At 42.3% G+C, this 22,360-nt stretch carries 18 protein-coding genes and 3 tRNA genes; 13 read left to right on the top strand and 8 right to left on the bottom strand.

All coding sequences use genetic code 11. From position 1 onward, the window contains the following. Positions 1–60 precede the first annotated feature (60 nt). Positions 61–1,023, bottom strand: coding sequence for an RluA family pseudouridine synthase (locus J4G44_RS04370; protein WP_154321085.1), 963 nt, complete (start codon positions 1,021–1,023; stop codon positions 61–63). A gap of 762 nt (positions 1,024–1,785) precedes the next feature. On the opposite strand from J4G44_RS04370, the gene J4G44_RS04365 reads away from it, so the two are divergent. The 5 genes from J4G44_RS04365 to J4G44_RS04345 all read left to right on the top strand — a co-directional run bounded on the left by J4G44_RS04365 (position 1,786) and on the right by J4G44_RS04345 (position 7,810). Further along, positions 1,786–5,214, top strand: coding sequence for an Rne/Rng family ribonuclease (locus tag J4G44_RS04365; RefSeq protein WP_207973882.1), 3,429 nt, complete (start codon positions 1,786–1,788; stop codon positions 5,212–5,214). A 259-nt stretch (positions 5,215–5,473) separates the two neighbouring features. Further along, the gene (locus tag J4G44_RS04360) at positions 5,474–7,315 is read left to right on the top strand and encodes a long-chain-acyl-CoA synthetase (protein WP_096901309.1); all 1,842 of its coding nucleotides are present in this window, start codon (positions 5,474–5,476) and stop codon (positions 7,313–7,315) included. 194 nt (positions 7,316–7,509) lie between these two features. Then, positions 7,510–7,585 (top strand) — tRNA-Lys (locus J4G44_RS04355). Positions 7,586–7,606: 21 nt separating this feature from the next. Continuing rightward, positions 7,607–7,682 (top strand) — tRNA-Lys (locus tag J4G44_RS04350). 52 nt (positions 7,683–7,734) lie between these two features. Beyond that, positions 7,735–7,810, top strand: a tRNA-Lys gene (locus J4G44_RS04345). A gap of 263 nt (positions 7,811–8,073) precedes the next feature. On the opposite strand, the gene J4G44_RS04340 is transcribed toward J4G44_RS04345, so the two are convergent. Beyond that, positions 8,074–8,601, bottom strand: a complete 528-nt coding sequence (locus tag J4G44_RS04340; protein ID WP_225530221.1) for a hypothetical protein — start codon at positions 8,599–8,601, stop codon at positions 8,074–8,076. Between the two features lie 363 nt (positions 8,602–8,964). Here J4G44_RS04340 and J4G44_RS04335 point away from each other — a divergent pair, with 363 nt between their 5' ends. After that, positions 8,965–9,231 carry a PspC domain-containing protein gene (locus J4G44_RS04335; RefSeq protein ID WP_131261073.1) on the top strand — a complete coding sequence of 89 codons (267 nt, stop codon included), beginning with the start codon at positions 8,965–8,967 and terminating at the stop codon, positions 9,229–9,231. 228 nt (positions 9,232–9,459) lie between these two features. On the opposite strand, the gene J4G44_RS04330 is transcribed toward J4G44_RS04335, so the two are convergent. After that, positions 9,460–10,563, bottom strand: coding sequence for an HPP family protein (locus J4G44_RS04330; RefSeq protein WP_136144561.1), 1,104 nt, complete (start codon positions 10,561–10,563; stop codon positions 9,460–9,462). A 201-nt stretch (positions 10,564–10,764) separates the two neighbouring features. On the opposite strand from J4G44_RS04330, the gene glyQ reads away from it, so the two are divergent. Both glyQ and glyS read left to right on the top strand, forming a co-directional pair. Then, positions 10,765–11,751 carry a glycine--tRNA ligase subunit alpha gene (glyQ, locus tag J4G44_RS04325; RefSeq protein WP_004976017.1) on the top strand — a complete coding sequence of 329 codons (987 nt, stop codon included), beginning with the start codon at positions 10,765–10,767 and terminating at the stop codon, positions 11,749–11,751. Next, complete coding sequence (glyS, locus tag J4G44_RS04320; protein WP_180168304.1) at positions 11,751–13,820, top strand: glycine--tRNA ligase subunit beta; 2,070 nt, start codon at positions 11,751–11,753, stop codon at positions 13,818–13,820. Before glyQ ends, glyS begins: the two co-directional genes overlap by 1 nt. 44 nt (positions 13,821–13,864) lie before the next feature. On the opposite strand, the gene J4G44_RS04315 is transcribed toward glyS, so the two are convergent. Next, positions 13,865–15,232 (bottom strand): hypothetical protein, encoded by a 1,368-nt coding sequence (locus tag J4G44_RS04315; protein WP_207973881.1) that lies wholly within the window; start codon positions 15,230–15,232, stop codon positions 13,865–13,867. Positions 15,233–15,388: 156 nt separating this feature from the next. Between J4G44_RS04315 and J4G44_RS04310 the strand changes: the two genes are divergently transcribed. Next, positions 15,389–15,778, top strand: coding sequence for a hypothetical protein (locus tag J4G44_RS04310; protein WP_004976007.1), 390 nt, complete (start codon positions 15,389–15,391; stop codon positions 15,776–15,778). 359 nt (positions 15,779–16,137) lie between these two features. Beyond that, positions 16,138–16,653 carry a hypothetical protein gene (locus tag J4G44_RS04305; protein ID WP_207973880.1) on the top strand — a complete coding sequence of 172 codons (516 nt, stop codon included), beginning with the start codon at positions 16,138–16,140 and terminating at the stop codon, positions 16,651–16,653. A gap of 72 nt (positions 16,654–16,725) precedes the next feature. On the opposite strand, the gene J4G44_RS04300 is transcribed toward J4G44_RS04305, so the two are convergent. Further along, complete coding sequence (locus J4G44_RS04300) at positions 16,726–16,926, bottom strand: hypothetical protein (RefSeq protein ID WP_131261079.1); 201 nt, start codon at positions 16,924–16,926, stop codon at positions 16,726–16,728. Between the two features lie 118 nt (positions 16,927–17,044). Next, positions 17,045–18,313 (bottom strand): hypothetical protein, encoded by a 1,269-nt coding sequence (locus J4G44_RS04295; protein ID WP_131261080.1) that lies wholly within the window; start codon positions 18,311–18,313, stop codon positions 17,045–17,047. A 120-nt stretch (positions 18,314–18,433) separates the two neighbouring features. Here J4G44_RS04295 and J4G44_RS04290 point away from each other — a divergent pair, with 120 nt between their 5' ends. Further along, entirely contained in the window at positions 18,434–19,210 is a 777-nt protein-coding gene (locus tag J4G44_RS04290) for a class I SAM-dependent methyltransferase (protein ID WP_167845740.1), read from the top strand. Positions 19,211–19,224: 14 nt separating this feature from the next. After that, on the top strand, positions 19,225–19,779 hold the full coding sequence (locus tag J4G44_RS04285) for a hypothetical protein (RefSeq protein ID WP_096901318.1): 555 nt from the start codon (positions 19,225–19,227) through the stop codon (positions 19,777–19,779). A 6-nt stretch (positions 19,780–19,785) separates the two neighbouring features. On the opposite strand, the gene J4G44_RS04280 is transcribed toward J4G44_RS04285, so the two are convergent. Together J4G44_RS04280 and J4G44_RS04275 are read right to left on the bottom strand one after the other, a co-directional pair. Beyond that, on the bottom strand, positions 19,786–20,988 hold the full coding sequence (locus J4G44_RS04280) for a TIGR03862 family flavoprotein (RefSeq protein WP_131261082.1): 1,203 nt from the start codon (positions 20,986–20,988) through the stop codon (positions 19,786–19,788). 6 nt (positions 20,989–20,994) lie between these two features. Next, a complete protein-coding gene (locus J4G44_RS04275; protein WP_225530224.1) occupies positions 20,995–21,687 on the bottom strand; it encodes a tRNA (guanine-N(7)-)-methyltransferase in 693 nt (230 codons plus the stop codon). Between the two features lie 86 nt (positions 21,688–21,773). Between J4G44_RS04275 and J4G44_RS04270 the strand changes: the two genes are divergently transcribed. Continuing rightward, positions 21,774–21,947 carry a DNA gyrase inhibitor YacG gene (locus tag J4G44_RS04270; RefSeq protein ID WP_004975985.1) on the top strand — a complete coding sequence of 58 codons (174 nt, stop codon included), beginning with the start codon at positions 21,774–21,776 and terminating at the stop codon, positions 21,945–21,947. Positions 21,948–22,360: the final 413 nt, after the last annotated feature.

Genomic DNA, 22,360 nt, shown 5'->3' with positions numbered 1-22,360 from the left:
CAATGTTCCTCATCTTTAAAAAGAAGCAAGCTGCTATCGCACAACAGAGAGTTACAAAAATTAAAACTCAGGTGGCGCCGTCGGCTTATCCGCCTTTTGCGCTCTCAACTGCGCCACCAAACTCTGCATATCTTCAGGTAAAGGCGCTTCAATCACAGGATAGCCTGGAATTTCCAAACGCATGGCATGTAAGCACAAACGACGTGGCGCAGGACCCCGATATTCAGTTTGATGACCATATTTATCATCACCCACCAACGGATGCCCAATGCTTAAACCATGCACACGAATTTGATGGGTACGTCCTGACAACGGCGAAGCATATACCAAGCTTGCATGCATAAAACGCTCAGCCACATTCCACTGGGTTTTAGACTCTTTACCTTCTTTAGACACACGTACACGACGTTCGCCATTCGCCAATTCATAACGATGCAACGGCGCATCAATCAATTGTTGATCCAAACTCACCTGCCCTTTGACAATCGCAGCATAAGTTTTTTGGATTTTATGTTCGCGCAATAAATCTTGCAGGGTTTTTAAGGTACTGCGTTTTTTGGAAATCATCACCAAGCCTGAAGTATCACGGTCAATACGGTGAATCAATTCCAAATATTTTTTACCTGTCGCAGCACGTAAGCCTTCAATCAACCCGTAGGCAACGCCACTGCCGCCATGGACTGCAATGCCCGAAGGTTTATTCACCACCATCAAGCCTTCATCTTCATAAACCACACGGCTCAATAAACCCTGTGCCACCTTGTCTGAAATTGGAGCAGCACTGTCGTCTTTTTGTTCATAGCGAATCGGCGCCACACGAATTTGATCGCCAATATTCAGTTTGGTTTCTGCTTTAATGCGCTTTTTATTGACCCGCACCTGCCCTTCACGAATCAAACGATAGATGCGACTTTTAGGCACCCCTTTTAAACGACTAAACAAAAAATTATCGATGCGTTGACCCGCTTGATGCTCATCCACTTCAAACCAAGTGACACTTTGCCATTGTTGGGTAGAATTCATACAGTTAAGAGACCTAATAAAATACTAAAATTGATTAAAAACTGATCATTTAGGCTATACTTTACACAAGAAACATAAGCTTAGCCCATAGGCAGATGATGCAAGGTTTGATATAGTCAGCGCACGGAAACCATCGTCAGTGGGTTCACGTTGAATCTTTTCAGGTTTTTCTGAAATAGAGCAATCAACCAACATCCCACTACATACGAGCAGGTCCCAAAAGAATTATGCCGACGCCGAAGGCTTATTATATCGGCAAAAAAGCAAACTGTTGCGTTTAATTGTACCTCAGGTACATAAATCAGTTTGCCTGAAAAAATATGTCGCCAACTCTAGTTGGTTTTTAAACGTAAACTGATACACATCAGATTAGTCGCACCCTGAAAACCACTTCAGGCTAAAGCGTTTGATGTATTGGATCTGCACAATTTGTAAAGATACGACGATAATTCCGTATCAAGACACTCTATCTATGAAAGAAGAGATGATCTTCGAGCAATGTGACAGTGAAAGTTACACACATCCAATACACCGCTCGTCCGCCAGTGAAGCGATCAGGTGACTTTATCCGTTTAAAGGTTAAAGCCGTATTGCCATCATCAATACGTGAATCATACACCGCAGCCCCACACAAAAAGGCCGGTAAAAAAAGCTCAGACCACAATTGGTTTTTTTGAGATCTGAGCAGTTGATCCGTGATGCTTGATGTTCGCTACGTGTCTAGCGATTTTTTGCTGTGTATCACTATTAGGTGTTACACCCATGAAACGTATGTTGATTAATGCAACACATGCCGAAGAAATTCGCGTTGCACTTGTCACTGGTCAGCGTCTTTACGATTTCGATTTAGAAAATCGTACCCGTGAACAAAAAAAATCGAATATCTACAAAGGTCATGTGACCCGTGTAGAACCTTCTTTAGAAGCCGTATTTGTTGAATACGGTGCAGGTCGCCAAGGCTTCCTGTCGATGCGTGAAATCGCAAACTCTTATTACAAAGCCGACCCTCGCCAAACTTCTAATATTCGTGAACTGATCACTGAAGGCACTGAGCTTTTGGTACAGGTAGAAAAAGAAGAACGTGGCAACAAAGGTGCTGCGCTCTCTACCTTCATTTCTTTGGCTGGTCGTTATTTAGTGCTTATGCCAAATAACCCGAAAGGTGGCGGTATCAGTCGTCAAATTTCAGGTTCTGTGCGTGAAGAACTCAAAGAAATGTTGGCATCTTTAAACGTGCCACGCGGCATGAGCGTGATTGTACGTACTGCGGGCATTGGTCGTTCACAAGAAGAATTACAGCTTGATTTACAACACTTGCTTGACCTTTGGGCGCAAATTCAAAACACCGCAAGCTCTGGCCCATCGCCAATGTTGGTACACCAAGAAGCAGGTGTGGTGACACGTGCGATTCGTGACTACTTACGTGATGATGTTGCCGAAATTTTAATTGACTCAGAACAAGCTTATAACGAAGCCTATAACTTCGTAAAAGCCGTGATGCCACGTCAGTTAGACAAGCTAAAAACCTATACTTTAAATGAGCCGCTATTCGCGCATTTTGGTATCGAAAGCCAAATTCAAACAGCTTATGAGCGTGAAGTTAAATTGCCTTCAGGCGGCTCAATTGTCATTGACCAAACTGAAGCATTAGTTTCAATTGACATCAACTCGGCTAAGTCTACCCGTGGTCAAGATGTTGAAGATACTGCGCTTAATACCAACCTTGAAGCTGCCGAAGAAATTGCGCGTCAATTGCGTTTACGCGACATCGGTGGTTTGGTGGTCATCGACTTTATCGACATGACCAAAGACCGCAACCAACGTATGGTTGAAGCCAAACTTCGTGAAGCAACACAAAGTGACCGCGCACGTATTCAATTTGGTCAATTATCACGTTTTGGTTTAATGGAAATGAGCCGTCAGCGCTTACGTCCATCACTTGAAGAAGCGACTGGTTACGTTTGCCCACGCTGTCACGGTACAGGCATGGTACGTGACCTACGCTCTCTTTCACTTTCAATTATGCGTAAAGTGGAAGAAATTGCCCTGCGTGAACGTCATGGTGAAGTTCAAGTCGAAGTACCTGTTGAAATTGCAGCATTCTTACTGAATGAAAAACGTCACAGTCTGGTTTACCTTGAGCAAACCTCAAATGTGCGTGTGACTGTATTACCTCACCCACACTTAGAAACCCCGCATTACGAAATTTCGTATAATCCTGAAGGCTTTGCACCAACCAGCTATGAACGTACTGAAGCAACTCGTTCAAGCGAAAAAGAGTTGGGTTATGAATCTTCTGAATGGCATTTAGAAGAAGCCGATCAAGCGCACAGCCACGCTGCTGCACCTGCGGCAGAAAAAACCTCTGCAAGAAAACCACAAGCAGCACAGCAAAATAAAGCATCTGCACAACAGCAGCTTGCACCTGCGGCAGCCACAACAGCTGCAAGCCCATGTGCATGGTTAGAAAACCTGTTTGTTCAAAAGCAAGCCAGCACTATTGATCAAGCACGTAGTGCCAACAATGCTGCAGCAGCCATTGAGCAAATGGTAAATAGCGGTGCTGTGAGCCGTGGTCAGTTTGGTCAAATTGCAACTGCGTCTACTGCCCCTGCTGCAAGCAGTCAAAATGTGTACCTTGCACCATCAACAGTGGCACAAAAAACTGAACGTGACTCTGCAGATAAATCTGCTGAACGTGAAGACAAACCTGCTCCGCGTCACAACAACAAAAAGCCGCGTCACAGCAACAACAATAACAAGCACAAAGAGCAACGTGAGCCGCAAACTCAGCACGATAATCAACAACATCAAGTGCATGAAGAAGTGGTTCAAATATCGCGTCAGGAGCAACGTCAGGAAGCGCGTGAAAACAAACGCAATTCTCGTCGTCAGCACAGCAATGACCAAGCACCGCAGCAGCAAGAAGCTCAAAATAACAATGAGCAGCAAAATGCCGTGCCACGTCGTGACCGTCGTAACCAGCCTCGTCCAGAACGCCCAAATCGTCACCGCGACCCAAGCGTATTGAATGAGCAAGCACCTACCGCAGTGGCTTCTAATCAGCCAAAAGTGGACTTAATTGATGCACCGCGTCAAGAGTTCAACACGACGGCTTTGGTAGTGAATGTCGATCAAGCTCAAACTGAAATTGTGGCATTGAATGCTGCGCCAGTAGCGGCTGAACCAGTGACAGCAGTAGAAGCAACTGTGCTTGAAACGGTTACTGAACCAACTCAAGCTGTTGCAGTGGTAGAAGCTGCAGCCGTTGTTGCAGAAGAAACAGCTGCACCTGCGGAAGCTCAAGCACAACCGACTGCGCCTGCAAAACGTGCCAGCAATGACCCGCGTCAGCGTCGTCGTCAGCAACGTGAAGGTCAAGCGCAGCAAGTAACTGCACCAAAGTTAACACCTTCACAGGTGCCAACTTTAGCGCAATACAGCATTGGTAGCCTGATTCGCCACGTCTATGGCGAAGATTGTTCAGTTCTGATTGAACAGTTTGGTTTAATTCCAACGTTCAATCGTGCTTTGCAGAAGTTCACTGACGAGTATGCTGCAAGCCTTGTTAGCACTGCGCCTGTGGCAGAGAAAAAACCTGTCACTCGTGATGTGGAAGTTGCCAAAGCTGCTCCTGAAGCTGAGCCTGCACCTGTGTTAGACCTAACACCACCAAAACCAGTGTCAGATAAGCGTGTTGCCAACGATCCGCGTGAGCGTCGTCGTTTAGCCAAACAAGCTGCTGAGCAAGCATTGGAACAAGCCAAGCAAGCACAGGCAGTAGAAAAAGCTGAAGCGGAAAGCACACCTGCAGCAGAGCCAACGACTGAAGTTGTGGCAGCTACAGAAGGATCTGTAGAAGCAAGTTCTACGGTAGAAACGTCTGCAACAGTAAGCACTGAAGTCGAAGCAACTACAGAAGTAAACCCTGAAGCAGTGGCTACAACTGAAGCTACTCAGCCTGAGTTGAACGCGCAAGACGACCTTGCACAAGCTGTCACTGAAACTGCAGCAGCGCAAGAAGAAACTGCCGTTGAAGTGGTCGCACCTGTACAAGCGGAATTGGCTGTAGACGACCCAGTCGAAACTGCTGAATCTGAACAGGACAAAGCAGAGAAAGAGAAAACTGCGCGTCCGCGTCGTCCACGTGGCCGTCCACCTAAAAAAGTAACTCCGCCAACTGAGTCGTAATTCGCACTTTTGCAGCGGAATAAAAAAATCCAGTCATTTTAATGGCTGGATTTTTTTTGCTACTTTAGAGCCAACGCGGTGCTGACTTAAATTTAAGCGAGCTAATTTGAACTTAGGTGTTTTTGATTTTTAACAGCTTTTCTAAAAACACCTAACAAAGCTGAAAAATTAGGTTGATTGCACTAGGACTTAGGGATTACAAAACAACAAGACGTGATGCTGTGCAGATGCAACGGATGATGACAAAAACAGGATTCTTATGAACCAGATGACAAAAAGCGATTTAATTGGCTTAACGGATGTTGCGGCAAAAATTCCGCAGTTTATGACTAAAGTGCCTCACCTGATCACAGGGTTAAAGCAAGCCTATTTACGCACACCCAACACGCCTGCAGGCTTAGGTCTAGCATTTGAAAAAGCCGTGCATCGTAACCCGCATGGCTGTGCACTAGTGTTTGAAGATCAGCAGTACAGCTATTTACAGCTCAATGCTTGGGCCAACCAAATTGCCCATTACTATTTAAGCATAGGTGCACGTAAAGGTGATGTCATTGCGGTGATGTTGGAAAATCGCCCTGAATTAATTGCCAGTGTCATTGGCTTAGCAAAAATTGGCGTTACCGTGGCTTTGGTCAATACCGCACAAGTTGCCAAAGTTTTGGCGCACAGCATCAATTTAGTCAAACCAATTGCCGTGATTGTGGGGGAAGAATGTCGTCAAGCCGTTGCCGATATTCGCCAAGAACTTGAGCTTACAGAAAATCGACTGTATTGGTTTGCAGATCAAAATACCCGTACCGATGCTGGCACTGCCCCTGAAGGTTTTCAAAATTTAGCGCAATGCATTGCATCATTCCCAAGCTTTAACCCTGCCACCACACAGTCAGTACAGGGCAAAGATGGGCTGTTTTATATCTATACCTCAGGTACAACAGGCTTACCTAAAGCGGTGATTTTCACCAATAGCCGTTGGACGTTGGCTTATGGTACCTATGGTCATGTCTTGGGTTTAAATCAGGATGATGTGATGTACTGCACTCTGCCGCTGTACCACGCCACAGGCATTGTGGTGTGCTGGTGTGGCGTAATTGCAGGCAGTGCCACCTTTGCCATCCGTAGAAAATACTCCACTTCATGCTTCTGGCAAGATGTACACAAATTCAATGCCTCTGCGATTGGCTATGTGGGCGAATTGTGCCGTTATTTAATGGATGCGCCTGCTTCTGATTTAGAGCGTGGGCATCGTGTGACCAAAATGATTGGCAATGGCATGCGTCCTAATATTTGGAGCAAATTCAAAACACGCTTTGGTGTTCAGGAAATTCTGGAACTGTATGCGTCTAGCGAAGGCAACGTCGGCTTTAGCAATGTGTTTAACTTTGACAACACGGTTGGTTTTTCACCGACACCTTATGCGGTCATTCAGTTTGATAAAGAAAAAAATGAACCCGTACGCGATGCCAAAGGCAAATGCATGAAAGTCAAAAAAGGCGAAGTCGGCTTATTGATTGGAAAAATCACCCGTCGCTCACCGTTTGATGGCTACACCGACCCTGAAAAAAACAAGGCGGTGATGATGCAAAACGTGTTTAAACAAGGCGATGCCTATTTTAACACGGGCGATTTAGTCCGCGACATTGGCTTCCGTCACGCCCAGTTTGTTGATCGTTTAGGTGATACCTTCCGCTGGAAAGGTGAGAACGTATCCACCACAGAAGTAGAAAACATTGTCAGTGACTATGAAAAAATTGCTGAAGCTGTCGTGTATGGCGTTGAAATCCCACATACCAATGGTCGTGCAGGTATGGCTGCGATTACCTTAAACGAAGGCTGCCAGTTAGATGAACAAGACTTGCGTCAAATGCTGGTGGAGTTTAAAAAAGCAATGCCCGCTTATGCAGTACCCGTTTTTTTACGCATTCAAAAGCAAATGCAAACTACAGGTACATTTAAATATCAGAAGAACACCCTGAAAACTCAAGGTTTTGATTTAAAACAGTGTGATGAAAAAATTCTGGTATTATTGCCAAACCAATCTGCTTATTGCGAACTGACCCAAGAAATTTACGACAATATTCAACAGTATCAATATCGCTTCTAAGCCACCAGGTTGCCTATTTTTTGATTAGATACGACAAATTTGTTGCATTTATAATCAAACATAGGCAACTTTTTTATTTTTTACTTGCGCTCGCTTCATATCTTGCTACAATACGCTCCATCAAACGAAGTGGTGCTTAAAACCCTCTGGTTTTTCTTGCACTTCACAATCAAGCCCGCTTGATTGCTGGTTCAGGGTCGTTAGCTCAGTCGGTAGAGCAGCGGACTTTTAATCCGTTGGTCCCGCGTTCGAATCGCGGACGACCCACCATTTCCTTGATCAACCTTAGATGGGTCGTTAGCTCAGTCGGTAGAGCAGCGGACTTTTAATCCGTTGGTCCCGCGTTCGAATCGCGGACGACCCACCATCTTCTTCAAGGTTGATATTCTAAAAATGATCATCATCATTTTTACTCCTCTGGGTCGTTAGCTCAGTCGGTAGAGCAGCGGACTTTTAATCCGTTGGTCCCGCGTTCGAATCGCGGACGACCCACCATTCCTTATAAAAAATCCTTTAAATTGCCAGTCATCACAGCACTATTCTGTGGATCATGCAGTTTCGTAATTTACTATACAATTCCCGTATTCTGCCCTATTTGACTAACACTTTTATCCACTACACCCTGCTCCATTCAGTTGTAGAAGATGTGCCATCATTGATAAATCATACTTTACACATCCCAAAGAAAAACTTGATGTAAAAAAACAAAAGCCCAAAAGTTTTTCACTCATGGGCTAAGAATTGAGTTGAATCAACAATTAACTTGCTCTGATTAAATGATAATTTTGCGAAGGTAAGGGATTGCTTTTAAAGTATTCACGATTATTTTCTGTTGCAATCGCAATTTTGTTTTTATCCATAATTAAATTATGGTCTTGATCAACATTATAGTAAAAGTTCACCCCAGAGGCGCGTGCCACCACAATTTGATGCGCGTCTTCATCATAGAACCATAAATCTTTGCGGTATTTTTTTTTATTGTCGTAACTGATTTGCCCCGCATTGACAAAAATACGATGCGCTGTCCCATCAGGCAATAAGGTCAGAATATAATCGACTTTTCCGCTTTCGCACATAACAAACTTATCTTCACAGCTAATCTGAATGGTATAGCGTCCCACATAAGTCAGATGATTCTCGGGAATATGATGTTCCGTTGCAGCCGTTTGTATGGGTGCGATTGCCTGCCCTGCCACCTCAGTCAGTCTTTTGGTTTCTGCCTGTTCTGTATATTTTTGCACGGCAGCTTGCTCAAGTTGTGAATCATCGCATCCAAGCAATGCCACTGCACTCCATATTGAAACTGCGCAAATATTTGATTTAGCTGACACACTATCCCTCATATAGAGTGACCAGACTGAATACTCAGTCCTATTCAAACCACTGAATAGGCAGCTCGATGTAAGCCATGCTTTTCCTCAATCCTTTGTGGTCAAGCGCTTACTCTGCCCATCGCTTCTTTAGGATATTTTAGGTGGATGCTGGTTTAAGCAACACCAAATGTTACATAACTTTACTAATTGCCTTGCTTACCGCCCTTTAAAAACCCAAGTGCATCACCATTTTTATTTTATATATAGATGATGTGCTGTGAAGCTAAACATCAGCCTGTATTTATTTTGAATTTTAGATCTCTTAAGGAGAATTAGATGGCCAATGTTGGTTTATATCGCTCTAACCGCTCAAATATGATTGCTGGGGTCATGGGTGGTATTGCTGAACGTTTTGGTTGGAACGCAAATTTACTGCGCTTAATTTTTGTGATTGTTTCCGTGATGAGCGCTGCCTTTCCTGGCATTTTGGTGTATTTGGTGTTGTGGTTGGTGATCCCTAAACAAAACCAGTCGAATACAACAAACTATACTCAGGGCTACACAAGACCTGTGCGCACGGTCAATCCTGATCAAGACCGATAAACGGTATTGAAATTTTAAAGACTGACCATATTTAAAGATTCATAGGCTTGAATCATTTACCGATTCACTTGTAGACACCACCCTATTCACACAACTTTCTTCTTTTTCGCTACGATTGCTCCCCCAAGCATCGTAGCTTTTTTTTGCCTTTCAACCTGCAATATATTTTAAAAGTCACAGCATTTCAGGATTGAGTCGTGTTGAATACACATCGACAATGCGAGTCTATTAATTGGTCTTTACAGCAAGCTGTTGATTCAAGACGGCAATCATATCGGCACGGCTAATGATCCCCACCAAACGCTGCTGCTCTACCACAGGAATGTAGTTAAAAGAGCGCTCGACAAAGTACGGCACAAGGTCTTGAATACTTTGTTGCGGTTGCACCGTGACCACTTGGCGTAACATGATATGTTTCACTTGATGTTTCCAGCTATACGGCAAATCTGTTGCGTGTTTAAACCATTCCACTACTTCATACAGCGCCAAAGTTCCAACCAAATGTTGCTCTGTATCAATGACAGGTAAACTCATTAAATTCATGTGTTTGAATTTTTCTAAAGCACTGTGAATATCCTCATCTTGCTGCAAACTGACCACATCTTTACTCATAATATCGGCACAAGTCAGTGCTTGAGTTTGTCGTTCACTGGCTTTGTGTTGCGCTTCTAAAATGATTTTTTGTAAGTCGTATTCACTAATATCTAGCAACTGGGTTTGTGCATCTAAAACACCTTGAATATCTTGCGGCTGAATAGTGGCTTTTTGAGTAGGCGTTGGGTCTTGGGTACGTTGATTCAACTGTGGCGTTTGAGGATAAGGCTTGCCAATCAAGCGGTTAAATACAATTGCAATCACCATCAGCAAAACTGAATTAAGCAGCACAGGATAAAAGATGAAGTGATAACCCAGCTCACGCACGGCATCTCCGCCAAGCACTGCGGTAATGGCCACTGCTCCACTCGGTGGATGCAGCGAATCGGTGGTCATCATCAAGAAAATAGATAAAGCCACAGCCACACTAAAGGCTTCGGTTAAATTTGGAATATATAAAGCACAGCTCACGCCCATAATTGCTGCAATACTGTTCCCAACTACAATATTCCACGGCTGCGCCAAAGGACTGGCAGGCACAGCAAACAACAATACCGAAGATGCACCCATTGGCGCGATATACCATGCGTTAATATCGCCCAACACCCACCAACTGATCAGGGAAGATAATGCCAAACCCAATAATGCGCCCAAACCACAAAGTAGGCGTTCTTTTAACGGCAATACTTTAAAATTGGGTTTCAGCGTATTCAGCCAATCAAGTTGTGAATGAAACACGGGCAGGCAATCCAGTGGTGACAATTGGACAAGATTATAAGGCAATCATTCAGTAAGATGTATTTGTTTTATATCTTTCATTTATCAGTGAATTTGTAAAACCCCAAACAACCAACCGCTAGTTGTGCTTTAACCTTTGCCAGCACCCCGCAAAATCCTTATAATTGAGCACAATTTTTCTCTAATTTTAAGTGGATGACCATGAGTCGCGCCATATCGCATATTGATACCTTTCAAGGCTTAATTCTTGCCTTACAAAACTACTGGGCGGAGCAGGGCTGCGTCGTTTTACAACCTTACGATATGGAAATGGGTGCAGGGACATTCCACACTGCCACTTTCCTACGTGCTTTAGGTCCAGAAACATGGAACGCGGCGTATGTACAACCATCTCGTCGTCCTAAAGATGGTCGTTATGGCGAAAACCCGAACCGCTTACAACACTACTATCAATTTCAGGTGGTGCTGAAACCAAACCCAGACAACATTCAACAGTTGTATTTAGATTCTTTAAAAGCAATTGGAATTGACCCATTGGTGCATGACATTCGCTTTGTAGAAGATAACTGGGAATCTCCAACTCTTGGCGCTTGGGGCTTGGGTTGGGAAGTATGGCTAAACGGCATGGAAGTGACTCAGTTTACTTACTTCCAGCAAGTCGGTGGTGTTGAGTGCTACCCTGTAACAGGCGAAATCACCTACGGTCTTGAACGTCTGGCAATGTACTTGCAAGGTGTAGACTCAGTTTACGACTTGGTTTGGACTAAAGGACAGTTTGGTACTGTAACGTATGGCGATGTGTTCCATCAAAACGAAGTTGAACAATCGACCTATAACTTTGAATACGCACCTGTAGAAAAAATGTTTGAACTGTTTGACTTCTATGAAGTAGAAGCGAGCCGTTTAATTGCAGCAGAATTACCGCTACCTGCTTATGAGCAAGTGATTAAAGCATCTCACTGCTTTAACCTCTTGGATGCGCGCGGTGCAATTTCTGTGACTGAGCGTCAGCGTTATATTTTACGTGTCCGTACTTTGGCGCGTTCTATTGCACAAAGTTATGTGGCTGCACGTGCAAAATTAGGCTTCCCAATGGCTGAACCACATTTACGTGATGAAGTCTTGGCACAATTAAAAGCACAGGTTGAAGCGGAAGCCAAAGCGCAAAATACTGAGGAAAGCAAATAATGTCTAAACATACAGTTTTATTTGAACTCGGTTGCGAAGAACTCCCACCGAAAAGCTTAAAAACCTTACGTGATGCACTACTTGCAGAAACTGAAAAAGGTTTGAAAGATGCAGGCTTGGCTTTTGATGCAATTGAAGCCTATGCAGCACCACGTCGCTTGGCACTTAAAATTGCTAATGTCGATGCCGCACAAGCAGACACACAAAAACGCTTTGACGGCCCTGCTGTTCAAGCTGCTTACGATGCCGAAGGCAAACCAACCAAAGCCCTTGAAGGCTTTATGCGCGGTCAAGGCATTACGGTAGATCAAGTCTCTACATTCCAAGCAGGTAAAGTTGAAAAAGTCTGCTACTTAAAAGACGTGAAAGGTCAAAGCCTTGATGCGTTATTGCCACACATTTTACAAACAGCATTGGACAACCTGCCAATTGCAAAACGTATGCGTTCTGCTGCAAGCCGTACTGAATTTGTGCGCCCAGTAAAATGGGTCGTTTTACTTAAAGATCATCAAGTAATTGAAGCAACGATTCAAGACCATCAGGCAGGTAATGTCACTTATGGACATCGTTTCCATGCACCTGAAGCTATCACTTTAACTCATGCCGATGAATATCTAGCGAAGTTAAAAGCTGCTTACGTTGTGGCGTCGTTTGAAGAGCGTCAAGCGATCATTGATCAGCAAGTAAAAGCATTAGCGGATGAAGTTAATGCGATTGCGATTGTACCAAGCGACCTACGTGATGAAGTAACTGCATTGGTTGAATGGCCTGTTGCCTTACGTGCCAGCTTTGAAGAGCGTTTCCTTGCTGTGCCGCAAGAAGCTTTAATTACCACCATGCAAGACAACCAAAAGTATTTCTGTTTGGTCAATAGCGACAACAAATTACAGCCTTACTTTATTACTGTTTCCAATATTGAGTCGAAAGACCCGACTCAAATTATTGAAGGCAACGAAAAAGTGGTACGTCCACGTTTGTCTGATGCTGAATTCTTCTTCTTGCAAGACCAAAAGCAACCACTTGCATCACGCAAAGAAAAATTGGCAAACATGGTTTTCCAAGCACAATTGGGTACGCTGTGGAACAAATCTGAACGTATTGCCAAACTGGCTGTTGCTTTGGCGCCAATTACGGGTGCAAATCCGCAAGATGCAGAAAAAGCTGCTTTACTTGCAAAATGTGACTTAACCTCTGAATTGGTGGGTGAATTCCCAGAACTTCAAGGGATTGCGGGAACTTACTACGCACGTCTTGAAGGTGAAAATGATGAAGTGGCTGAATCTTTAGGTGAGCAATATTTACCTAAATTCGCGGGTGACGTTCTGCCTAAAACCAAAACGGGTACAACGATTGCCCTTGCGGATCGTCTAGATACTTTAACTGGTATTTTCGGTATTGGTCAGGCACCTACAGGTTCTAAAGACCCATTTGCGCTACGTCGTTCTGCCATTGGTATCCTGCGTCTAGTGACTGAAAATGAACTTGATGTATCTATCGAAGACCTGATCAAGCTGGCATTGGCTGCTTATGGCGATGTATTGAAAGACCACGACAAGACTCTGGCAGATGCGGTTGCATTCCTAGAAGGCCGTTACCGTGCGAAGTACGAAGACCAAGGCGTTGATGTTGACGTGATCCAAGCGGTTCAAGCGTTATCACCAAAATCTCCACTAGATTTTGATAAACGTGTGAATGCGGTAAATCACTTCCGTGCCTTGCCTGAAGCGGCTGCATTGGCTGCTGCAAACAAGCGTGTTGCCAACATTTTAGCCAAAGAAACCGCACCTGAAGGAAGCGTCATTGAAGCTAACTTGGTGGAAGATGCAGAAAAAGCATTATTCGCGGAACTTGCGAAAATCACACCTGTGGTGGAGCCATTATTGGCAGCAAAAGACTACACCACCGCACTCTCTCAATTGGCTGCATTGCGTGCGCCTATTGATGCTTTCTTTGACAGTGTCATGGTGATGGCAGATGATGCAGAGTTGAAAGCCAACCGCTTACGTTTACTCGCTCAGTTACGTGATTTGTTTACACGTGTTGCAGATGTAAGTGTGTTGCAGCACTAATATCTAACTGTTAAAAAACCCGCTTTGAAAGCGGGTTTTTTATTTTATGTATTTGGAATAATTACAAAAGGTTTAAACTGCAATTCTCTCCCCCAAACTTTTATCGTTTCACATATATCAAAGAGTTTTTCTGATTCATAATATTGTAATCTATGAACCTTAACAGATGTATTCACATCTAATCCTGATTCCAACTCTTTCATTTTTTCTTCGATCTTAGACCACCTTAAATTCTCAACAATAGCATCTTCCATAGCTTCGTATAGGACATGCACTATTGATGGCTTATATTCCTCTAACTGAGTAATTGCTTCACTTACATGTCTTTTAATTTCTCTGGATTTTTTGGACATGCTTTCACTATTTGTAAAATGCCGAGTAACTCCAATAAACTTATTGATTTTTCCAACCATCATTCCCATGATCGGAGCTGAAGCTAAAGAAATTATATAGGGGTGAAATTCAACATCATAAGTTCTTTCACAAAATCCATAAACTAGATTATCGCCTAGTAATTTTGCAAACACATAACTTTCACATTTAACATAATTTCTTGATAAATATTTATTAATTTTTTCAATATTTTGTCTTTCACCAACCATATCAATCTCATCATCAGAATATGATATTCGATTGTTTCTTGGATTTAATTGTGAGAACTTACTCATTAACTCTAATTTATTATTATCAACAAGTTCACATTTGATATTTATATCAAACCAAAAATTTGGAAAATTTTCCAATAAAAAACACTTTATATCTGTCCAAGATTCTAAAAATAATCCCCTTTCCTTATCGGCATAATCTGTTCTTTGCTGTAACCGTTTACATTCGATGTAATATTTTTCATCACCTTTACAAATAAATAGATCTGGTTTTTTTTGTTGTGCAGACTCTTCAATAAACTTAACTTCATATCCTTGATCTAGATAAGATGCAGCTACTATCAATTCAAATAAAACACCATCAGGATTGTTCCTATATTTTTTTACTAGTTCTTTAAGTTTTTTATCAATATTTTCAACTTGCTTTAAAAGATTGACGTGACTACCTAATCTTATTATTAATGGTGAAATTCTAGCCATTTGGCTTGGATTACTAATTAGCGGAAATTTAAAAAACTCTTCGCATAAGAAAATGTACCAAGTTATCTCATCTTCTTTAAAGCGAACTCTTGCATTTTTTTCAGCATAATTTGTTGGTCTACTTTTTAAGTAATCTATTATTTTAGCTCTTCTTGTATTCCAATCATCAGGATGAAGTGCATTTTTTAAAAATTCATAGCCTTGCTTTAAAAAATACATATTAGGGTCATTCATATCGACCATTTCTTTAGTTAATAAATCTACTTTGTTTGTTATGGCTTTTAATTTACGATCTTCGTAAGTTCCTCTGTTTTTTGCCTCACCCACTTTCTATTACCTTCTAAAAAATTTGGAATATTAAAAACTTAGCTAATATAAAAAGTAATTTTTAAACTACAAGCTATGAATTATTCAAATACTATAGTCATTTTCCAACTGATTCCCTATACTCAACCTAACAACACTCAACAAGAAAACAAGCTTATGAAACTTAAAACACTCATTTTATCGGGTTTAACTTGCCTTTCTCTTAGTGCGTGTACTTCTGCACCTGTCATTCCACAGCTCACAGCAGGTGTTTTACAAGAAGTGAAAAATATTGAAGTTTACCCAGACACTGTCAATAACAGCGCCAAACTCACAAAATTTATTGATAAATGCGTGATCGAATTTACAGGCACACTGCAAGCAGGTCGTTCTATTGAACAATGGGCATTTAAAGGCAATGCATTAATTTCAGCTGGTTCTGCAACATTTGCACAAGATGGGACTAGCATAGCAACTCACTTTGACTTGCATGATGCAACTGTGCAAAAGAACTTCATCACCTTACGCAACCATTTTCATAAAGATGCGCTTGCACAATGCAACTAAGCTAAAAACAGCTTTGAATGTATCTTGATGTAGCAAGATTGTTGGACTTTCAATATAAATACAGCATCGCTTGATATTTCAAACTAAGATGATAAAAGCAGTGTAGCCATTGCTGCCCTGCTTTAACAACTCTCCAGAGTAACAAGACCCACAATTTTATGTGGGTCTTCTTCTTTAAGTCTGAAACTCTGCCATAGTTTCAAGCACTTTAAAGTCTCAAACACTGTAAATTTCACCTAAAAATACATCATACTTGCGAAAAATAAACACTGCAGATCATCTAGGCTTTATACAATGCAGTACATTCCATTCAAAACCTTTCAACGACCAGTATTCGGCATCCTAAGAGGCACAGCACAATGAAAAAGATCAATATCAGCATTTGTATTGGACTATTGTTCAGTAGTGCTTCGGTGTGGGCACAAAGTAGTGCTGCACAAACTCAAAGTAATAAACCAATTCAGCCTTATGCAGACAATCCAAACCTCTTACATGTTTGGGCATATAAAACTCAGGAAGGTGTGATTCAGGCAGCACAAAAAGTCGGTGAAGTAACCGAAAAAGGTATTGAAAAAATTCGCCCATCGGCACATCAAGCTTTAGACAACGCCAAACAATTGGGCAGTCAGGGTGCGGCTCAAGCCAAACATACTGGGCAGCAACTTGCCAACAATGTAAATACTAAAATTCAGGAAACCAAAGAAGTGATTACAGGACAAAGTGATCATGCCGTGCCTATCTATCAAGCACCATTAAGTGTGCCTTCACAGACTGTTGCCCCTGCAGCCACCAACACAGCACCTACTCAAGAAGCACAGACTCAGGCTGCACCAAATGCAGAGGCTGAAGAAGAAATTAAAGTGATCAAGCTATAATTTTTTTGATTTATTTTATTGGTTTGCTTGAAAAGCACAAAAATAACTCAGCGCAAATAAATAAGCCTGCATTTAATCTGCAGGCTTATTCATGTGATAGCGTATCGATTTTTGAATTTGTCGGAATACATAAGCGCCTAATCCCAACAATACCAACAAACCTAAAGCAAAAAATAGATAAGCCTTCGGCTCAGGCGCATCTGCAAACAAAGTCGCAGATAAAATGAAACTGGACAGCAAAACAAGCACAGCAGGCATCAACAACTTGGTCATACATACTACCCTTGGAATGATCAACAAAACCATGTTTTAAGATCATCTTAGCCCAATGGCAAAACAATACAAGTGTCTAAAGTTTAAACCATCTAAATAATGGATCAAACTTTGCAGCTTACTGTTCCAGTTCTAGGGTAAATTTGGCAGTATCTGGCAAATCTTCCACAAAGTCGTTGCCGCCAAACTCATCACTGCTCAGGTTCAAATCTTTATAGCTCAACACAAAATAGTCGCTATATTTTTTCAATATTAATGGGTGCATGCCTGCAGCAAGTGCATCTTGTTCTTTGCATAGTTTCATGACATGACGATCATTCATACTAATTAAATAGCGTTCATCATTCAGATAAATTTGCACCAAACCACTGCCCTTTGCATAAATCGGAATCAGGAATTTATGGTTTAAGGCAATTGCATGTGCGGCATAGCTCTCAATTTTTTGGCTGATGATGTTAAACACCAAACCATGACCAAAATGGTCGAGCAAGACATTACGATTTTCATACGGTAACTGAATTTGTAAGCCAAGTTTGTTTAAATCGTGCTGATCGACCTGTTTATTGCTAAGCAAGGAGCGAATCAGGTTTTGTTTCAACTTGGCATCAAAAAAGTTACTGTCTAGCTGTAAGTTATTGTATTTTAAAATACGACCTAAAGACCAGCGATGGTTCGGCAAGACATTTTCAATCACTTTACGATAGTAAAACTTGCTGTTTTTTTTCACCTTGCGAATTTTTTGGTAAAAGAACGGCGCATCAAAAGGATGGGTTAAAAAGTCATTCAGTAATTCAGAGTTGGCTAAAATCGCAATTGCATCATGCCCTGTAAATGGCAAATGTAAGGTATGTAAATGCGGAATTAAAGGCTGAATTTTTAAATAATGCCCACGATCTTCAGCATAATATTGGTCATAGACCACAATATATTCACGCTGTGCCGATACATCTTGCGCTTGAATGCGCATATTGGCATTTAAGTCTGCATGATAAAACATGTTATAGCGTGGGTCATGAATATCTTCAGGGTCAATTGAATATTGCGGCACCAAAGCCACAATGCGGTTTAAATCCAGCAAATTGGAATATTTAATTGCCGCATAGCCACCCATTGAGCCGCCATAGCCCACGCGAATTTTAAACGGAGCAATCAGGTCTTGAATGGCTGCCAACATGGCACGCATAGAAGCTTCAGGAAACCATGATTTTTCCTTAGGCATGACCCCAATCACATTAAAATGAAACTTTTCCAGTGATTTTTCGGCATTAATAGACGTTCCTTTGGCCCGTGTAATTAAATCGCCAAAAGAAAAAATCAGCTCCTGAGATGAGCCTTTCATGAAAATAGCGCGGATATGTCCGTCTTCAAAAATTATGTGTTTGTCCATTCCCACACCGGCGCCAAGGCGCTGAATTAAACCGTTACTTTAAACTTGAATACCCTGTACGCAAGTCCAAAAGTGAATATGTTATTTTATAGATGCACAGCAGATTAAAAATCGCAAAATATGACACAATCTCTACATCCTGCCGCACAACAAGGTTTTGCTTTAGGGGCAAACCTATATCAACAAGTTCGTCCCAGTTACCCGCAAGAAGTCGATGTTTTCCTGCAAGATCAGCTCCAAGTTCCACTTAATAGCAATATTGTAGACTTGGGTTCTGGCACAGGAAAGTTCCTGCCACATTTGCTCAAACTGACAACTCAGCTTATAGCGGTAGATCCGATTGCCAGCATGTTAGCCGAATTAGAACAACTTTACCCACAAGTTAAGACAATTCAAGCACGAAGTGAGCAATTACCACTGCACGATCAATGTGCAGATTTGGTGAGCTGTGCGCAATCTTTTCATTGGTTTGCCAATCTGCAAAGTTTAAAGGAAATTCACCGAATCTTAAAACCGCAAGGTCATTTGCTGTTAATTTGGAATCAACGTGATATTTCAGTCAATTGGGTCAATGCACTGGCAAAGATGATTTTGCCTTTTGAGGGCGATACACCGCGTTTTCACAATCAGGACTGGCGTCAGGTATTTGCCGATACAGATTTATTCCAACTTACTCACGAGCAGAAATTTCATCACACGCATGTTGGTACAGTTGAACAAGTCGTGTCTAAGCGTTTGCTTTCGACCAGTTTCATTGCTGCAATGCCAACTGAACAGCAACAACAACTCAAAACACAATTTGAACAATTAGTATTAGAATATACGAATAAGCATGTGCAAGATGAAATTGAATTTCCCTATTGCACACATTTGTATGTCTATCAAAAAGTTGAATGAGAGGGAGCAAATAAATGCAAATAACCTTTAAACACGCGATTGCTCCCTTAACAATTTTTTTGGCGTTCTCCCTCAGCGCTTGCGAGCGCAGCAAAGTAGAACATGCAGACAAACTCAGCCCTGAAGATCAAATCATGCAAACTCAGGTCGAGCAAGCCGCGATTCAGCCCTTTGAAATGACTGCGGATGACCCGCATGATATTCAATTGCTGATGGATTATGAACAACGCCATGACCAAATGAGCAATGATTTGGAAGATGAGTTAGAACGCTTGCATGAAAGCCAACAACTCGATGCTGCATTTGCACAAAATCGCCTGCAGGACAACATTCAATCTGCCTTGAGTATGCTCAAAGAACTGGATTTAAAGACACCGCAAGGGCGTTATATTCAAGGCCTAATGAGTCATTATTGGGAACAGCAAGCGCAATATCTAGCAACTCAAAATACAACTTCTGCACCTTATCCTGTCAGTAAAGAACAACGTCAGCAAGGCTTAGCAGACTTGCTACAGGCGCAGCAACAACTAGAACATTGGCGTGGGCAATATCCACAACTTGATGAATAACGTGTTTTACGGACGCTGCTGTAAATACTGATGCACTCCTTCAGCGGCAGCGCGTCCTGTAGCAAAACAGGCTGTCAGCAAATAGCCGCCCGTTGGCGCATCCCAATCCAGCATTTCACCACAGAGAAAAACGTGTGGATTGGAATTTAACTGCAATTGTGCAGATAAAACCTCACGTTTGACTCCGCCCGCACAGCTAATTGCTTCTTCAATAGGACGAAAACCCTTTAAAGGCACCGTTAAATTTTTAATCTGCTGCGCCAATTGCATAGGTTGCTGCCAAAGGGCTTTATCCACCAACTCACGCACGACTGCAGACTTCACGGCATCCAAACCTGCCTTACGCCAAATATTGCTTACAGACTGTTTTTTGGAAGGTTGCAACTTTTGGTAGAGTTGCTCAACGGTTAAATCGGGTAGCAAATCGAGTTGTAACTGCAGCGGTTGTTGAGCGTGCTGCAACTGTCGCAATGCTCGCCCTTGCTTATAAATTAAGCCACTTTCCAAACCATAATGGCTAATCACAATATCGCCCATGCTCGCTTCAGCGCCTTTCACCCATGCTTGCACACGTTTTAAAGGTTGTCCAAAAACTGGCTGCATATAGTTAGACCAGTGACATTCCACCCCTGCATTGCTGGCTTGGAAAGGCTGAATTTCATTGGCAGATAACCAACGCTGCCATGCACCATCACTACCCAATTTCGACCACGACACTGCCCCACATGCCATCACAATGGCGGCAAATTGCTGTTGTTCAATGTGACCTGTACTTAGATTTTGAATACTGAGTTGATTATTATTTAAATCACATACCTGATGCCGATAATGAAACTGCACGCCTGCATCAACCAAGCGTTTTAACCATGCGCGCAGCAAAGGTGCGGCTTTCATTTCTTGTGGGAAAATCCGCCCCGATGAACCTACATAAGACTGAATCCCTAAACTCTGCATCCAGTTTTGAATCCAAGCCGCATCCCATTGTTGAATCCACGGCGCCAACCATTCCGTCTGATCATAACGCTGAACAAATTGTGCAATCGGTTCGGCATGTGAAATATTCAGACCTGTTTTACCCGCCATCAAAAACTTACGTGCCGCGGAAGGTTTTTGCTCATAGACATGCACATCATAGGCATACTGACTCAGCACTTCGGCAGCCATTAGCCCTGCTGGTCCTGCTCCTATAATTGCAATGCGCTGTTTCATGCCTGTTTACTCAGTTGTTGCACTTGAGTCTGCAGAAACTTTCGCCTCAACTGCAGCAGGTGTTAAAGTTGGCTGCTGTCCTTGCAAAGGCTGAAAATCATCAAAACGGGTTGTATAAGCCGCAGGTTTGGTGATCAGCAGTTCCTGACAACGCTCACCACGTGCTAAATATTTGATTTCAAAGTGAGTGCGTGCTGAATCTACTGGAACATCCTGCTGAATAAATGGCAATTTCCACACTTCAATCAGCTGTTGCTGTGCTTCTGCAATATATTCAGGAATATTACTTACTAAAGTAATACTGCCGCCTGCTTTTAAACGCGACAATAGAAACTCAAAAAACGGCATATTCAACCAACGCTGGGTGGCATTATGTGGTTCTGGATTCGGATATAAAATAAAGAATTGCTCAACTTGAGCAGGAAATAAAGCATGCACAATCCATGGAATGGCATCGGCATGCACAATCTGTAAGTTCTGCTGACCTTCAAGCTGATGCTGTTTTTGCATCGCCAAAAATTTTTCACGGGTGCGCTCAATTGCAATCAACTTGTGCTCAGGATGCTGCCCGCTAAACAATAGGGCGTGTTTACCTTTTCCGGCCCCAATTTCCACACAAACCGATTCATTGGCAATGGCTTGAAAATCACGAGGGGCATGCATACGCTGTGCTTGAAATTGACGAATTGGCATAATCAGATCAAACTTACAAAATTCGGCACAAGTCTATCAAGTCAGGTGCTATTTGCCTAATCCAATCCTGCATTTTTCATTTGGAGTTGATCATGCCACGCACTTTTCCTTGCCCTCGTTGTGGTGAACCTTCGCAATGGGAAAACAATCCATTTCGTCCTTTTTGTTCTGAGCGTTGCAAGCTCATTGATTTAGGCGCATGGGCAAATGACGAGTATCGCTTACCCACCCAAGATGCTCCGCAAGCAGAAAACTCTGAGGAATAAGCAATAAATTTCCACGCCAAATATTGCCTAAAACTACACACAGTTTCATGGAATTTTTCACATTTTTAGAAAAATTATTCAAAATTTAGTTGTTCTATAATTGCTTTCAGCAGAATTAGCACAGGTTATACTTTGCACTATTCGTGACTCCGTCACTGCACATAACAATAAAGAAAGCAAAAAATAACCTAGGAACATTTCACCATGGAAATCATGTTAAAAGGAATTGTAATGCTGTGTATTTTACTCTCTACCAGCAGTTTAGGCTTTGGACTGTACGCGCATGATTTACTCATGCTGTGCATAGGCATCTTACTGACAATTTTCACAATGCTGTTTGCAAGTGAAAGCAAACAAATGCTGAATAATCCCTTTCGCAAATAAAAAAGTCAGCGACTGCTGACTTTTTCTTA

Origin of the sequence: Acinetobacter towneri, assembly GCF_017498585.1 — a bacterium.
Lineage (GTDB): Bacteria > Pseudomonadota > Gammaproteobacteria > Pseudomonadales > Moraxellaceae > Acinetobacter > Acinetobacter towneri.
This window is presented reverse-complemented; position numbering and strand designations above follow the sequence as displayed.

Bases quoted from the DNA above. Each gene is read 5' to 3' on its own strand.
- J4G44_RS04335 (WP_131261073.1), top strand. From the start codon at position 8,965: ATGGCCAATGTTGGTTTATATCGCTCTAACCGCTCAAATATGATTGCT.
- J4G44_RS04370 (WP_154321085.1), bottom strand. From the start codon at position 1,023: ATGAATTCTACCCAACAATGGCAAAGTGTCACTTGGTTTGAAGTGGAT.
- J4G44_RS04360 (WP_096901309.1), top strand. From the start codon at position 5,474: ATGAACCAGATGACAAAAAGCGATTTAATTGGCTTAACGGATGTTGCG.
- glyS (WP_180168304.1), top strand. From the start codon at position 11,751: ATGTCTAAACATACAGTTTTATTTGAACTCGGTTGCGAAGAACTCCCA.
- J4G44_RS04300 (WP_131261079.1), bottom strand. From the start codon at position 16,926: ATGACCAAGTTGTTGATGCCTGCTGTGCTTGTTTTGCTGTCCAGTTTC.
- J4G44_RS04280 (WP_131261082.1), bottom strand. From the start codon at position 20,988: ATGAAACAGCGCATTGCAATTATAGGAGCAGGACCAGCAGGGCTAATG.
- J4G44_RS04285 (WP_096901318.1), top strand. From the start codon at position 19,225: ATGCAAATAACCTTTAAACACGCGATTGCTCCCTTAACAATTTTTTTG.
- J4G44_RS04310 (WP_004976007.1), top strand. From the start codon at position 15,389: ATGAAACTTAAAACACTCATTTTATCGGGTTTAACTTGCCTTTCTCTT.
- J4G44_RS04305 (WP_207973880.1), top strand. From the start codon at position 16,138: ATGAAAAAGATCAATATCAGCATTTGTATTGGACTATTGTTCAGTAGT.
- J4G44_RS04290 (WP_167845740.1), top strand. From the start codon at position 18,434: ATGACACAATCTCTACATCCTGCCGCACAACAAGGTTTTGCTTTAGGG.
- J4G44_RS04270 (WP_004975985.1), top strand. From the start codon at position 21,774: ATGCCACGCACTTTTCCTTGCCCTCGTTGTGGTGAACCTTCGCAATGG.
- J4G44_RS04365 (WP_207973882.1), top strand. From the start codon at position 1,786: ATGAAACGTATGTTGATTAATGCAACACATGCCGAAGAAATTCGCGTT.
- glyQ (WP_004976017.1), top strand. From the start codon at position 10,765: ATGAGTCGCGCCATATCGCATATTGATACCTTTCAAGGCTTAATTCTT.
- J4G44_RS04295 (WP_131261080.1), bottom strand. From the start codon at position 18,313: ATGGACAAACACATAATTTTTGAAGACGGACATATCCGCGCTATTTTC.